The organism is Pseudomonas sp. NFPP28 (genome assembly GCF_900115535.1).
GTDB lineage: Bacteria > Pseudomonadota > Gammaproteobacteria > Pseudomonadales > Pseudomonadaceae > Aquipseudomonas > Aquipseudomonas extremorientalis.
The window spans coordinates 304214-318246 of sequence record NZ_FOWT01000009.1; the positions used below are offsets into that span (position 1 = coordinate 304214).

Annotated in this window: 15 protein-coding genes and 1 pseudogene; 11 read left to right on the plus strand and 5 right to left on the minus strand. The window is 60.3% G+C overall.

The window, feature by feature from the left end; all coding sequences use genetic code 11:
* Positions 1–133: 133 nt before the first annotated feature.
* Both BM110_RS23575 and BM110_RS23580 read left to right on the plus strand, forming a co-directional pair.
* Positions 134–349: a dodecin gene (locus BM110_RS23575; protein ID WP_032885105.1), complete on the plus strand. Its 216-nt coding sequence runs from the start codon at positions 134–136 to the stop codon at positions 347–349.
* A 115-nt stretch (positions 350–464) separates the two neighbouring features.
* Positions 465–692, plus strand: coding sequence for a DUF1161 domain-containing protein (locus BM110_RS23580; protein ID WP_012721486.1), 228 nt, complete (start codon positions 465–467; stop codon positions 690–692).
* Positions 693–753: 61 nt separating this feature from the next.
* On the opposite strand, the gene BM110_RS23585 is transcribed toward BM110_RS23580, so the two are convergent.
* Positions 754–1755: an LLM class flavin-dependent oxidoreductase gene (locus BM110_RS23585; protein WP_093514269.1), complete on the minus strand. Its 1002-nt coding sequence runs from the start codon at positions 1753–1755 to the stop codon at positions 754–756.
* 218 nt (positions 1756–1973) lie between these two features.
* On the opposite strand from BM110_RS23585, the gene BM110_RS23590 reads away from it, so the two are divergent.
* Together BM110_RS23590 and BM110_RS23595 are read left to right on the plus strand one after the other, a co-directional pair.
* The gene (locus BM110_RS23590; protein WP_017253980.1) at positions 1974–2405 is read left to right on the plus strand and encodes an OsmC family protein; all 432 of its coding nucleotides are present in this window, start codon (positions 1974–1976) and stop codon (positions 2403–2405) included.
* Positions 2406–2551: 146 nt separating this feature from the next.
* Positions 2552–2791 carry a DUF1161 domain-containing protein gene (locus BM110_RS23595; RefSeq protein WP_092241461.1) on the plus strand — a complete coding sequence of 80 codons (240 nt, stop codon included), beginning with the start codon at positions 2552–2554 and terminating at the stop codon, positions 2789–2791.
* On the opposite strand, the gene BM110_RS23600 is transcribed toward BM110_RS23595, so the two are convergent.
* Entirely contained in the window at positions 2792–3214 is a 423-nt protein-coding gene (locus BM110_RS23600; protein WP_071490919.1) for a PA0061/PA0062 family lipoprotein, read from the minus strand.
* 141 nt (positions 3215–3355) lie between these two features.
* Between BM110_RS23600 and BM110_RS23605 the strand changes: the two genes are divergently transcribed.
* Positions 3356–4441, plus strand: coding sequence for an aminopeptidase (locus tag BM110_RS23605; protein WP_093120170.1), 1086 nt, complete (start codon positions 3356–3358; stop codon positions 4439–4441).
* A gap of 42 nt (positions 4442–4483) precedes the next feature.
* Here the strand turns inward: BM110_RS23605 and BM110_RS23610 are convergent, their stop codons facing one another.
* Both BM110_RS23610 and BM110_RS23615 read right to left on the minus strand, forming a co-directional pair.
* Positions 4484–5143, minus strand: a complete 660-nt coding sequence (locus tag BM110_RS23610) for an HAD family hydrolase (RefSeq protein WP_093514270.1) — start codon at positions 5141–5143, stop codon at positions 4484–4486.
* Positions 5140–5682: a gamma carbonic anhydrase family protein gene (locus BM110_RS23615; RefSeq protein ID WP_092241455.1), complete on the minus strand. Its 543-nt coding sequence runs from the start codon at positions 5680–5682 to the stop codon at positions 5140–5142. The genes BM110_RS23610 and BM110_RS23615 overlap by 4 nt, the downstream gene beginning before the upstream one ends.
* A 54-nt stretch (positions 5683–5736) precedes the next feature.
* On the opposite strand from BM110_RS23615, the gene prlC reads away from it, so the two are divergent.
* Complete coding sequence (gene prlC, locus BM110_RS23620) at positions 5737–7836, plus strand: oligopeptidase A (protein WP_175538863.1); 2100 nt, start codon at positions 5737–5739, stop codon at positions 7834–7836.
* Positions 7833–8108 (plus strand): YheV family putative zinc ribbon protein, encoded by a 276-nt coding sequence (locus BM110_RS23625; RefSeq protein WP_003187322.1) that lies wholly within the window; start codon positions 7833–7835, stop codon positions 8106–8108. Before prlC ends, BM110_RS23625 begins: the two co-directional genes overlap by 4 nt.
* Before the next feature lie 43 nt (positions 8109–8151).
* On the opposite strand, the gene BM110_RS23630 is transcribed toward BM110_RS23625, so the two are convergent.
* Entirely contained in the window at positions 8152–8802 is a 651-nt protein-coding gene (locus BM110_RS23630; RefSeq protein WP_071490924.1) for a phosphatase domain-containing protein, read from the minus strand.
* Positions 8803–9028: 226 nt separating this feature from the next.
* Between BM110_RS23630 and BM110_RS23635 the strand changes: the two genes are divergently transcribed.
* The 4 genes and pseudogenes from BM110_RS23635 (at position 9029) to BM110_RS23650 (ending at position 14019) form a co-directional block, all read left to right on the plus strand.
* Complete coding sequence (locus BM110_RS23635; RefSeq protein ID WP_092241451.1) at positions 9029–9781, plus strand: gluconate 2-dehydrogenase subunit 3 family protein; 753 nt, start codon at positions 9029–9031, stop codon at positions 9779–9781.
* 2 nt (positions 9782–9783) lie between these two features.
* Positions 9784–11568 (plus strand): GMC family oxidoreductase, encoded by a 1785-nt coding sequence (locus BM110_RS23640; protein WP_092241449.1) that lies wholly within the window; start codon positions 9784–9786, stop codon positions 11566–11568.
* A 6-nt stretch (positions 11569–11574) separates the two neighbouring features.
* Positions 11575–12890, plus strand: a pseudogene (locus BM110_RS23645) (cytochrome c).
* A gap of 70 nt (positions 12891–12960) precedes the next feature.
* Positions 12961–14019 carry a PA0069 family radical SAM protein gene (locus tag BM110_RS23650; RefSeq protein ID WP_092241445.1) on the plus strand — a complete coding sequence of 353 codons (1059 nt, stop codon included), beginning with the start codon at positions 12961–12963 and terminating at the stop codon, positions 14017–14019.
* Positions 14020–14033: the final 14 nt, after the last annotated feature.

Sequence of the window (14033 nt, forward strand, 5' to 3'; positions counted from 1 at the left end):
GTGGCGTGTGTAGATACCGACTGCGGCCATTTCAGAAAGTGCAGTTAATCTGAACTTTCAGGTAGGAACGGTCGCCAGAAGCAGTACGAACATTGACTGCTACGCTTGCTTAACGACCCTTAGGAGAACTGCCATGAGTGATCATCACACCTACAAGAAAGTCGAATTGGTTGGCTCGTCGACCACCAGCATCGAAGACGCGATCAACAATGCCATCGCTGAGGCCAACAAGAGCATCAAGCATCTCGAGTGGTTTGAAGTGACTGAGACACGTGGCCATATCGAGAATGGCAAGGTTGCGCACTATCAGGTCACCCTCAAGGTAGGGTTCCGAATTGCCAGTAGTTGATCGCAGCGGTTGAACTTGCTGACTGGCCGATTGCCATAACCTGCGCTACAACCAATGGGTGCCGATGCCGCAAGCGTCGGCACGCTCTTTTTGATCAGCGCAAGGAAAGTAACGGATGAAGAAGTTCCTGTTAGCGGTAGGTTTGTTGAGCATTGCAGGCACAGCCCTGGCGGCAGGCAAGCCTTGTGAAGAGCTGAAAAGCGAGATTGCGGCGAAAATCGACGCCAAGGGCGCTTCGGGTTATTCGTTGGAAGTTGTGGATAAAGGCGCTGCAGCCGATGGCTACACGGTAGTCGGCAGCTGCGAAGCCGGTACCAAGGAAATCGCCTACAAGCGCGGTTAATCCCGTGTTGCAGACGTAAAAAACCGACGCGAGTGCGTCGGTTTTTTTTCGCCTGAGGGTTTTAGCCCTTCATCACTTGCGCCAGCAGTTCGTAGGAATGAATCCGATCGGCGTGCTCGTACAGGTCGCAGGTAAAGATCAGCTCATCGGCGCCGGTTTGTTCGATCAGCACCTCCAGCTTGGCGCGGATCTTCGCCGGGCTACCGACCATGGCCAGGCCGAGGAAGCTGCCGACCGCGTCTTTTTCATGGGGCAGCCACAGGCCGTCCATGGTTTTCACCGGTGGGCGCTGCACCAGGCTTTGCCCGCGCATCAGCGCGAGGATGCGCTGATAGACCGAGGTGGCGAGGTATTCAGCCTGTTCATCCGTATCTGCAGCGACCAGCGGAATGCCAAGCATCACGTAAGGCTTGTCCAGCACGGCCGAAGGCTTGAAGTGATTGCGATACACGCGAATCGCCTCATGCATCAGGCGCGGTGCGAAATGCGAGGCGAAGGCGTAAGGCAGACCGCGTTCACCTGCCAATTGCGCGCTGAACAGGCTGGAGCCCAGCAGCCAGACCGGTACGTTGGTGCCGGTACCGGGGACGGCGATTACCCGTTGGTCGGGGGTGCGTGGGCCGAGGTAGGCCATCAGCTCCGCCACATCTTCGGGGAAATCGTCGGCACTGCCGGAGCGCTCACGGCGCAGGGCGCGGGCGGTCATCTGGTCGGAGCCGGGTGCGCGGCCCAGGCCCAGGTCGATACGGCCGGGGTAGAGGCTTTCCAGGGTGCCGAACTGTTCGGCGATCACCAGCGGCGCATGGTTGGGCAGCATCACGCCGCCAGAGCCGACGCGGATCGTCGAGGTGCCACCGGCCAGGTAACCCAGCAGCACCGAGGTGGCCGAACTGGCGATACCGTCCATATTGTGGTGTTCAGCTACCCAGAAACGGTTGTAGCCGAACTTTTCTACATGCTGGGCCAGGTCCAGGGAATTGCGCAGTGACTGCGCCGGACTGCCGTTGGCGCGCACGGGCACCAGGTCGAGGGTCGAGAACTTTACGTCGGACAGCGATTTCATAAGCCTGCTTCTCCAAAGGGGCCGCAGGCTTTTTAGACGAACCAAAACCTGCCGCTTCATGTGCATGCTCTATGCAATGAGGGCATATACCCGAGATTCAATAGCAGGCCAGGAAATTTCCTACTGAATCGCTAGGTTTTTCTCACAAGATGAACTTTGCCGGGCCGACTATCCTCAGAACCCTTACTGACGCAAAACCACCGTTCGAGGAGACCGCTATGAGTATCGTTAAAAAAGCATCCGCGCATTGGGAAGGTGACCTGAAGACTGGCCTGGGCTCTATTTCCACGGAAACCGGCGTACTGCGTGAAGCGCCCTACGGCTTCAAGGCCCGTTTCGAGGGCGGCAAGGGCACCAACCCGGAAGAACTGATCGGTGCGGCCCACGCCGGCTGTTTCTCCATGGCGTTTTCCATGATTCTCGGCGATGCCGGGCTCAAGGCTGACAGCATTGATACCCAGGCCGAAGTGACTCTGGACCAGGTTGACGGTGGTTTTGCGATCACCGCTGTGCACCTGATCCTCAAGGCCAAGATTCCGGGCGCGAGCCAGGCGCAGTTCGATGAACTGAGCAAAAAAGCCAAGGAAGGGTGCCCTGTGTCCAAAGTGCTGAACGCAAAAATCAGCCTGGATGCCACCTTGGTCAGCTGACACAGCCCGTCCAATGTGGGAGGGGGGCAAGCCCCCTTCCACATTTAGCCCTGCGTTGGATCAGAACTCGTGTTTTGTAAGTGTGGTCCTATTACCATGCAGCCTAGGCGCACACCCGTGCGCAATGCATTCAGGGAGCTTCACACATGAAACGTTTTGCCTTGGCGATCATCTGCGGTGTATTGGCCACATCGGCTGTGGCCGCGCCAAAAGACTGCGAAGAGCTCAGGAAAGAGATTGAAGTGAAGATCCAGGCCAAGGCGATTCCTTCGTACACCCTGGAAATCATCACCGCCGAAGAAGCCAAGAATCACGACAGTGCGATGATTGTCGGTTCGTGCGAAAACGGCACCAAGCGCATCATCTACCAGAAAAACAACAACTGATCAGATGCAGTTGACGCTGCGTTCCTCCGCGAGCAACTGACGCGCCGAATCGTACAACCGGATATTCGGCGTGAAGGCCAGCGAGCGTCCTTCCAGCACATAACGCTGGCCAGCCTGGAAGTGGTCATATTCCAGGGTCATGAAGCAGGTGCGATACATCATCTGGCTGAGCCCACCCAAACCGCCGCCGGCCGGGACTTCAAAGTCGAAGCGCACCATCAGTTCATGATGGCCGGGTGGCATTTGGAAGAAACGTCCGTCATCCAGGTTCTTGCCGTCCAGGCGCTGCGCCATGACCAGCTTGGAGCCCGGCGTCGGCGTAGTGAAATCGACCCACGCCTGTTGCGGATCCATCGGTGGTACGGGTGTTGTCGTGCAGGCGCTGAGGAACAAAGCGGCGACGGGTAACAAGAGCTGGCGCATGGCAGGCACTCAACGGGAAGATAGAATTGAGCCTGCTGCGACGGCGGCAGACCTCCCATGAGTATAAACACGTCGCGCCATGGAAAAATTCTGCCTGGGCGCGATAGTCTGGCGAGCAAATTACCCAGGAGCGGTCGGGGCATGGTCAGGCGTTTTCTTCCAGGGTTGATGGTTGTGCTGCTCAGCGGCTGTTCCAGTGTCAGCTATTACAGCCAGTTGGCCAGCGGTCAGTGGCAATTGCTGCGGGCCCGGGAGCCGGTGGCGCAGGTGATCGCCGACCCTTCCCGCCCACCGTTGTTGCGCGAACACCTGGCGCAATCGCAAAAGGCGCGTACGTTCGCCAGTGAACACCTGCATCTGCCTGACAACCAGAGTTACAGGTTGTACGCCGACATTGGCCGACCCTATGTGGTCTGGAACGTCTTCGCCACGCAGGAGTTTTCCCTGTCTCCGGAAACCCATTGCTTCCCCATTGCGGGCTGTGTGGCCTATCGCGGCTACTACAACCAGGGTGCGGCGCGTGGTGAGGCGGCGTTGTTGAAGCAGCGAGGCATGGACGTGTCGATCGGCGGTGTCGAGGCCTATTCCACCTTGGGCTGGTTCAATGACCCGATCATGAATTCGATGATGAACTGGGGTGATGAGCGGCTGGCCACGTTGATCTTCCACGAACTGGCGCATCAGCGCTTCTATGTGAAGGACGACACCGAGTTCAATGAGTCGTTTGCCAATTTCGTCGAGCAGGAAGGTACGCGTCAGTGGCGCGCTGCACGTGGCTTGGCGCCGCAGAGCCTGTCGGCGTCGAAGCAGCGTGATGAGTTCATTCAGCTGATCCTCGATACCCGCCAACGATTGGAAAAACTCTATGCCCAACCCTTGGCCACTGATGTGATGCGCCAGGCGAAGGCGGCCGAGTTCGAGCGTCTGCGTCGCGATTACCGGCAGCTGCGCGACAGCCAGTGGGGCGGGGACAAACGGTATGACGCGTGGATCAACCAACCCATGAACAATGCGCGGTTGTTACCGTTCGGGCTGTATGACCAGTGGGTGCCTGTGTTTGCGGCGTTGTTTGCGCAGGAAGGTGGGGATTGGCTGAGGTTTTATGCGGCGGTGGAGAAGCTGGGCGGATTGCCGATGGAGCAGCGCAAGACGGCGTTGAGGCAGTTGCAAGGTATTGGCCTTCAGGGCCTCATCGGGGGCAAGCCCCTCCCACATGCTAATTTGTGAACACACTCCACTGTGGGAGGGGGCTTGCCCCCGATAGCGTCCTTAAGTGCGCTGCAAAAATGCCTGGTGCATCTGCGCCAACGTCTCGAAATGCCAGGTCGGCGCCTCGGCATCCAGCTCCTCGAAACTGCCGAACCCATACCCCACCGCCGCCGAATCCAGCCCATTCTTGTGCGCGCCGATCAGGTCATGCTTGCGATCACCAATCATCAAGGTGGTGGCCGGGTCCAGGCCTTCCTCGCTCATCAGGTGGGCGATCAGTTCGATTTTGTTGGTGCGCGTCCCGTCCAGCTCGCTGCCGTAGATCACCTTGAAGTGCTTGGCAAAGTCGAAATGCCGGGCGATTTCGCGGGCAAACACCCAGGGCTTGGAAGTGGCGACGTAGAGCTGGCGGCCTTGATCGTTCAATGCTTCCAGCAGCGGCATCACGCCGTCGAACACACGGTTTTCGTACAGGCCGGTGACCTTGAAACGCTCGCGATAGAAATTCACCGCTTCCCAGGCCTTGGCCTCGTCGAAGCCGTAGAACTGCATGAACGCCTGCAGCAAGGGCGGGCCGATGAAGTGTTCGAGTTTGGTCAGGTCCGGCTCGTCGATACCCAACTTGCCGAGGGCGTACTGGATCGAGCGGGTAATGCCCTCGCGTGGGTCGGTGAGCGTGCCGTCCAGGTCGAACAGGACGGTTTGGTAAGGCAAGGTCATCGGTCGAATCCTTCAGCCAGGTGCAGGTCTTTGAGCTTCACGTAGTTCGCGGCGCTGTAGGTGAAAAAGGCGCGTTCCTTGTCAGTCAACGGGCGAATCTGTTTGACCGGGCTGCCGACATACAGGAAGCCGCTTTCAAGTTTCTTGCCCGGCGGCACCAGGCTGCCGGCGCCGATGATCACGTCGTCCTCGACCACGGCGCCATCCATCACGATGCTGCCCATACCGATCAGGATGCGATTGCCGACTGTGCAGCCATGCAGCATGACCTTGTGGGCGATGGTCACGTCGTCGCCGATCAGCAGCGGGAAACCGTTCGGGTTGAACGGCCCGGCGTGAGTGATGTGCAGCACACAGCCATCCTGCACGCTGGTGCGCGCACCGATACGGATGCGGTGCATGTCGCCACGGATCACGGTCAGCGGCCAGACCGAGCTGTCGGCGCCGATTTCGACATCGCCGATCACCACCGCCGAAATATCGACAAAAGCCCCGGCGCCCAGGGCCGGCGTGTGGTTCTGATAGGTGCGAAGGGTCACGATAGCCTCTCTCTCTTCTGCTGATAGCTGCGGTGGGCGTTGATTGTAATTAAGATGGCCCCATCTTTGTTCTTACATGTTTCTTCAGCCAAGGTGCCAACCGTGAGCGCGAACAACCCTCTTCTGCAGTCCTACGACCTGCCGCCGTTCTCGGCGATCCGTGCCGAGCACGTCCAGCCGGCCATCGAACAGATCCTCGCCGACAACCGCGTTGCCATCGAAGGCATCCTGCAAAGCCAGGGCAAAAATCCGACATGGGCCGGCCTGGTGCTGGCCATGGACGAGCTGAATGATCGTCTGGGCGCCGCGTGGAGCCCGGTCAGCCACCTCAACGCCGTGTGCAACAGCGCCGAACTGCGCGAAGCCTACGAAGGCTGCCTGCCGGCATTGAGCGCCTACTCCACCGAGATGGGCCAGAACCGTGCGCTGTTCCAGGCCTTCGAAGCCCTGGCTAACAGCCCGGAAGCCGCCGGTTTCGACGTGGCGCAGAAAACCATCCTGGAACACTCCCTGCGTGACTTCCGCCTGTCGGGCATCGATCTGCCGCCGGAGCAGCAAAAACGCTACGCTGAAGTGCAGAGCAAGCTGTCGGAACTGGGCAGCAAGTTCTCCAACCAGTTGCTGGACGCCACCCAGGCCTGGACCAGGCACGTCACCGATGAAGCCACCCTCGCCGGGCTGACCGACTCGGCCAAGGCGCAAATGGCCGTCGCCGCCCAGGCCAAAGGTCTCGACGGCTGGCTGATCACCCTCGAATTCCCTAGCTACTACGCCGTCATGACTTACGCTCAGGACCGTGCCCTGCGTGAAGAAGTCTACGCGGCCTACTGCACCCGCGCGTCGGACCAAGGCCCGAATGCCGGTCAGAACGATAACGGCCCGGTGATGGAACAGATCCTCGACCTGCGCCAGGAACTGGCCCAGTTGCTGGGTTATGCGTCGTTCTCCGAACTGAGCCTGGCCACCAAGATGGCCGAGTCCAGTGACCAGGTGCTGAGCTTCCTGCGTGACCTGGCCAAGCGCAGCAAGCCGTTTGCCGCCCAGGACCTGCAACAGCTCAAGGCCTACGCCGCCGAACAAGGCTGCGCCGACCTGCAAAGCTGGGACAGCGGTTTCTACGGCGAAAAACTCCGCGAGCAGCGCTACAGCGTGTCCCAGGAAGCCCTGCGCGCCTACTTCCCGATCGACAAAGTGCTGGGCGGCCTGTTCGCCATCGTGCAGCGCCTGTACGGCATCGAGATCGCCGAGCAGAAAGGCTTCGACACCTGGCACCCGGATGTCCGCCTGTTCGAAATCAAGGAAAACGGGCAACACGTGGGCCGCTTCTTCTTTGACCTGTATGCCCGCGCCAACAAGCGCGGCGGTGCCTGGATGGACGGTGCCCGCGACCGTCGCCGCACCATCGACGGTGTGCTGCAAAGCCCGGTGGCCAACCTGGTGTGCAACTTCACCCCGGCCGACAGCGGCAAGCCTGCCCTGCTGACCCACGATGAAGTCACCACGTTGTTCCACGAATTCGGCCACGGCTTGCATCACCTGCTGACCCGCGTAGAACACGCAGGCGTGTCCGGCATCAATGGCGTGGCCTGGGATGCGGTGGAACTGCCGAGCCAGTTCATGGAGAACTGGTGCTGGGAGCCGGAAGGCCTGGCGCTGATCTCCGGCCACTATGAAACCGGCGAGCCGCTGCCCCAGGACCTGCTGGAAAAAATGCTCGCGGCGAAGAATTTCCAGTCCGGCCTGATGATGGTGCGCCAACTGGAGTTCTCGCTGTTCGACTTTGAATTGCACGCCACCCACGGCGATGGTCGCAGCGTGGCGCAGGTGCTGGAAGGCGTGCGCGATGAAGTGTCGGTGATGCGTCCGCCGGCCTACAACCGCTTCCCCAACAGCTTTGCGCACATCTTCGCGGGCGGTTATGCGGCGGGTTATTACAGCTACAAGTGGGCCGAAGTGTTGTCGGCGGATGCCTTCTCCAAGTTCGAAGAAGACGGCGTGCTCAACGCCGAGACCGGCCGTGCCTTCCGCGAAGCGATCCTGGCGCGTGGCGGCTCCCAGGAGCCGATGGTGCTGTTCGTCGACTTCCGCGGACGCGCGCCGTCGATTGACGCACTCTTGCGCCACAGCGGCCTGAGTGAGGACGCGGCAGCATGAGTGAAGGGCCTGTGATTACCAAAAAGCAATTTATCGCCGGGGCGGTCTGCCCGGCATGCAGTGAGCCGGACAAGCTGAAGATGTGGACCGAGGACAACGTGCCGCACCGTGAGTGCGTGGCCTGCGGCTATACCGACACGCTGAATGATCAAGGGTTGTCGGTGCCCAAGGAATTGGGCACGCGGGTCAATACCACGGCGTTGAAAGCACCGGCGGACCCGAAGGTGCAGGCGGTGCAGTTCTTTCCTAATCCGAAGTTGAAAAAAGACTGACGGGCGGCCCTCTGTAGGAGTTCGGCCAGCCGGGCTCCTACAGTTATTTCTCGTCTTTTCCCGTCGTCGTGATCCAATCCTTCATCGAGCACAACGCGAACGCGCTGGTGCTGCAATCGCCATTCGCCAAGGCCGTGCGTAACTTGTCGATATCGGCCCTCATCATGTAGCGAACGCCGTCCTTGAAGCCATTGCTGGTGCCAAACCCGCCCAAGGTCATTTCGTTCAGCGCGTCTTCCTTGCTCCATCCCTGAATCACTACCCGATACATCGCCGCCATCAGGCCAGTGCGGTCAGAGCCGTGCTTGCAATGCATCAGCACCGGGCCGTTGGCTTCGGCTTCCCGGATGGCCCTCAGCGCCGCCAACACGTCCGTATCATCTACATGGTTGGTGCGATACGTCAGTTGAACCTGACGGATGCCAGGCGATTTGAGCCAGTCGGCATCCGACTCCGGCAGGAAGTTGATCACGGTGCCGATCTTCAGTTGTTCCAACAGCGGCCCGGCGTTGCGATCCGGTAGTGCGCTGCGGTAGAGGGTGGGCGTCATCTGGTGCAAGTTGTATTGATTACCCACAGGCTGGGCCCACTCCGGTGAACGGATGGAGACGGTGTCGTCGGCTTGAGCGTAAGCGCAGGTGAACATCGCGATGATCGCGAGGCCGAGGCCCGACAACCATTGATTCTTGAGCATGGGTGACATAACCGAGCAAGGAGTGGGTGGTGCTCAGGTTCGTCCAGAGGGGGTCAATGAGGCGTGAGGAGGCCGTCAAAGAATCGTGAATCCTCAGTCTTTAGTCGCTGAAACGGTTCTGTGAATTCATAGCCTGCTATCATTTGTAACTATTGATTGCCTAAAAGGCCAAGCCGCTCACTAGAAGCCGGCCGATATTCCCGTGACCACATGATGAGGTGCCACCATGTCTGATCAAGATCAAGACAACCCCCGGCGTGACTTTTTGCGCAAATCCTTGACCTTGATCCCGGTGGTCACGGTTGCCAGCACTGGCCTTGGCGGCTCGATGCTGATGGCAACGCCTGAACCGGCGCAGGCCGCTCCCGCCAAGCCTGTGGTGAGTGAAAAGGCCTACGAGCCTGCTTACTTCACGGCTGAGGAGTGGGCGTTTATCAACGCCGCCGTCGAGCGCCTGATTCCCGCCGATGAGCAAGGCCCGGGCGCCCTGGAAGCCGGTGCGCCGGAATATATCGACCGTCAGATGAACACCCCGTACGCCAGCGGCGCGCTGTGGTTCATGCAAGGCCCGTTCAACGCGGATGCCGCTCCAGAGATGGGCTGGCAGTCCAAACTGGTGCCCAAGGACATCTATCGCCTGGGCATTGCCGCGACGGATGCCTGGTCGAAAGCCTTCAACGGTAAAGCTTTTGCTGCGCAAGACAGCGCTACCCGAGACGATATGTTGCGTCGTCTGGAAGCTGGCGGCAGTGAAGTGACGGCGCATTTTGAAGCGGTGCCGCCCAAGATGTTCTTCAACCTGTTGCTGCAAAACACCAAGGAAGGGTTCTTTTGCGACCCCATCCACGGTGGCAACAAAGGCATGGTCGGCTGGACCATGATCGGCTTCCCCGGCGCTCGTGCCGATTTCATGGACTGGGTTGAACGCAACGAGCAATACCCCTTCCCGGCAGTTTCCATCCGCGGTGAGAGGGCATAAACGTGGCGACCATCATGAAGAAAGTGGATGCAGTGATCGTAGGCTTCGGCTGGACCGGCGCGATCATGGCCAAGGAGCTGACGGAAGCAGGCCTCAACGTGGTTGCGCTGGAGCGTGGCCCGATGCAGGACACTTACCCGGACGGCAACTATCCCCAGGTCATCGACGAACTGACCTACAGCGTGCGTAAAAAACTCTTCCAGGACATTTCCAAAGAGACCGTGACCATTCGCCATAGCGTGAATGACGTCGCCCTGCCCAACCGTCAGTTGGGCGCGTTCCTGCCGGGCAACGGTGTGGGCGGCGCGGGCCTGCATTGGTCGGGGGTGCATTTCCGTGTCGACCCGATCGAGCTGCGCATGCGCAGCCACTATGAGGAACGCTACGGCAAAAACTTCATCCCCAAGGACATGACCATCCAGGACTTCGGCGTGAGCTATGAAGAGCTGGAGCCGTTTTTCGACTACGCGGAAAAAGTCTTCGGCACCTCCGGCCAGGCCTGGACCGTAAAAGGTCAGCTGGTAGGCGAAGGCCGTGGCGGCAACCCGTATGCACCGGACCGTTCCAATCCGTTCCCGTTGGAAGCGCAGAAGAATACGGTCTCCGCACAGCTGTTTCAGAAAGCGGCTGCCGAGGTGGGTTACAAACCCTACAACCTGCCGTCCGCCAATACCTCGGGGCCCTATACCAACCCCTACGGTGCGCAGATGGGGCCGTGCAACTTCTGCGGTTTCTGCAGCGGCTATGTCTGCTACATGTATTCCAAGGCCTCGCCGAACGTGAACATCCTGCCGGCGTTGCGCCAGGTACCGAACTTTGAGCTGCGGCCCAATTCCCACGTACTCAAGGTCAACCTCGACAGCACCAAGAGCAAGGCCACCGGCGTGACCTACATCGACGCCCAGGGCCGGGAATGCGAACAGCCGGCAGATCTGGTGATTCTCGGCGCCTTCCAGTTCCACAACGTGCGTTTGATGCTGTTGTCGGGCATCGGCAAGCCCTACGACCCGATAACCAATGAGGGCGTGGTGGGCAGGAACTTCGCCTACCAGAACATGGCCACCATCAAGGCTTTCTTCGACAAAGACACTCATACCAACAACTTCATCGGTGCAGGCGGCAATGGCGTGGCCATCGATGACTTCAACGCCGACAACTTCGACCACGGCCCCCATGGCTTCGTGGGTGGCTCGCCGATGTGGGTCAACCAGGCCGGCAGCCGGCCGATTGCCGGTACGTCCAACCCGCCAGGCACACCGGCCTGGGGCAGCGCGTGGAAACGCGCCACCGCCGATTACTACACCCACCAGGTGTCGATGGATGCCCACGGTGCCCATCAATCCTACCGGGGCAACTACCTGGATCTGGACCCTGTTTATCGCGATGCCTACGGCCTGCCGCTGCTGCGGATGACGTTCGACTGGCAGGAAAACGACATCAAGATGAACCGCTTCATGGTCGAGAAAATGAGCAAGGTCGCCGAGGCGATGAACCCCAAGGCGATTGCCCTGCTCGGCAAAAAGGTCGGTGAGCATTTCAATACGGCGTCCTACCAGACCACCCACCTCAATGGCGGCGCGATCATGGGCACCGACCCGAAAACCAGCGCGTTGAACCGCTACCTGCAGTGCTGGGATGTGCACAACGTGTTTGTCCCAGGTGCGTCCGCTTTCCCACAAGGCCTGGGCTACAACCCTACCGGCCTGGTGGCGGCGCTGACCTACTGGTCGGCGCGGGCCATTCGCGAGCAATACCTTAAAAATCCCGGCCCACTGGTTCAGGCATAAGGAGCGATGATCATGAAAGCACTTGTTATCGCCACCTTCGCCCTGTTCAGCAGCTGCTCTGTAAGTGCGGCTGAAACCGATTTGATCAAGCAAGGTGAATACCTGGCCCGCGCCGGTGATTGCGTGGCCTGCCACACCGCCAAAGGCGGCAAGCCCTTCGCCGGCGGGCTGCCGATGGAAACGCCGATCGGCGTGATCTATTCCACCAACATCACCCCGGACAAGACCGGCCTGGGCGACTACAGCTTCGAAGACTTCGACAAGGCCGTGCGCCATGGCGTCGCCAAGAGCGGTAGTACGCTTTACCCGGCGATGCCCTACCCGTCTTATGCGCGTGTCAGCGACAGCGATATGCAGGCGTTGTATGTGTATTTCATGAAGGGTGTCGAGCCGGTCGCTCAGCAGAACAAGGACAGCGATATTCCGTGGCCCTTGAGCATGCGCTGGCCGCTGGCGGCGTGGCGTTGGATGTTTGCGCCGGCTGTCGAAGCGCATCAGGCGCAAGCCGCCGTCGACCCGGTGGTCAGCCGTGGCGCCTACCTGGTGGAAGGCCTTGGCCATTGCGGCGCATGCCACACGCCACGGGCCCTGACCATGCAGGAAAAAGCCCTGAGTGCCTCTGACGGCAACGCCTTCCTGTCCGGCAGTGCGCCGCTGGAGGGCTGGATCGCCAAAAGCCTGCGCGGTGACCACAAGGACGGCCTCGGCAGTTGGAGTGAGGAGCAGCTGGTGCAATTCCTCAAGACCGGCCGCAGTGATCGCAGCGCGGTGTTTGGTGGCATGAGCGACGTTGTCGTCCACAGCATGCAGTACATGTCGGAGGATGACCTGACGGCTATCGCCCGTTACCTCAAGAGCTTGCCGGCGGTGGACCCCAACGACCAACCGCATCAGTACGACAAGCAGGTGGCCGAGGCGCTGTGGAAAGGCGATGACCGCAAGCCGGGCGCGTCGGTATACATCGACAACTGCGCGGCCTGCCACCGTACTGATGGGCATGGCTACACGCGGGTGTTCCCGGCGCTGGCGGGCAACCCCGTAGTGCAGACGGCGGATGCCACGTCGTTGATCAACATCGTGTTGAATGGCGGCACCTTGCCGGCTACCCACGCGGCGCCCTCGACCTTCACCATGCCGGCGTTCGCCTGGCGTCTGTCGGATCAGGAAGTGGCGGATGTGGTCAGTTTCATTCGGGGCAGTTGGGGCAATAAAGGTGCGCCGGTGAAAGCCAACGAAGTGGCGGACCTGCGCAAGAACGATATGCGCACCACTTCGGGCGATGACCTGGGCCAGGTCACGCAACGGCACTGATCCCTGGCTGACCGCCAAACGGCACTGGTCAGAAGCCTTGCGCCTCGATACTGTATATAAAAACAGTATCGAGGCGTTTTCATGTCTACTCCGTTGCCGCCCCGTGGCCGGGGCACGGCCACCAACCTGCACAACCGCTTCGCACCGACTGTCAGCGTGGTCGAGGATGACGGCTGGTTCCAGGAAGTGCCGCCGACCCAGGGCACTGAAGTGCGCATCGAAACGGCCAAGACCATCATCACCCGCAACAACTCGCCGGACTTGCCGTTCGATCGTTCGATCAACCCCTACCGTGGCTGTGAGCACGGCTGTATCTACTGCTACGCGCGGCCGAGCCATGCCTATTGGGACATGTCGCCGGGGCTGGATTTCGAAACCAGACTGATCGCCAAGACCAACGCCGCCGATGTGCTGGAACAGCAGTTGTCGAAACCGGGTTACGTGTGCGCGCCGATCAACCTTGGGTCCAACACCGACCCGTACCAACCGATCGAGCGCGAGTACAAGATTACCCGGCAAACCCTGCAAGTGCTGCTGCGCTATCGCCATCCGGTGACCATCATCACCAAGGGCTCGCTGATATTGCGCGATCTGGACCTGCTCACCGAGTTGGCGCGCCAGCGGCTGGTCGCCGTGATGATCAGCCTCACCAGCCTGGACGACGAACTCAAGCGGATCCTGGAGCCACGCACGGCGGCGCCCAAGGCGCGCCTGCGCGCGATCCGGGTGATGCGTGAGGCTGGGATCCCGGTGGGCGTGCTGTGCTCGCCGATGATTCCGATGATCAATGACAGTGAGCTGGAAAGCCTGCTGACCGAAGCTCACGCTGCGGGCGCGCAAAGTGCGGCGTACATGATGCTGCGCCTTCCGCTGGAGGTGGCGCCGTTGTTCGAGGAGTGGCTGGCGGCGCATTACCCGCAGCGTGCGGCCCATGTGATGAGCCTGGTGCGCCAGGTGCGTGGCGGCGAGGTGTATGACAGCCGCTTCGGCGTACGCATGCGTGGCGAAGGGCCGTTTGCCGACTTGCTGGCGCAGCGCTTCAGCAAAGCCATCAAGCGGCTGGGGCTCAACCGGCGGGAAGGGTTTGACCTGGATTGCACGGCGTTCTGTCCTCCGGGCAGACAGATGGCATTGTTGTAGACTGACAGGGCAGA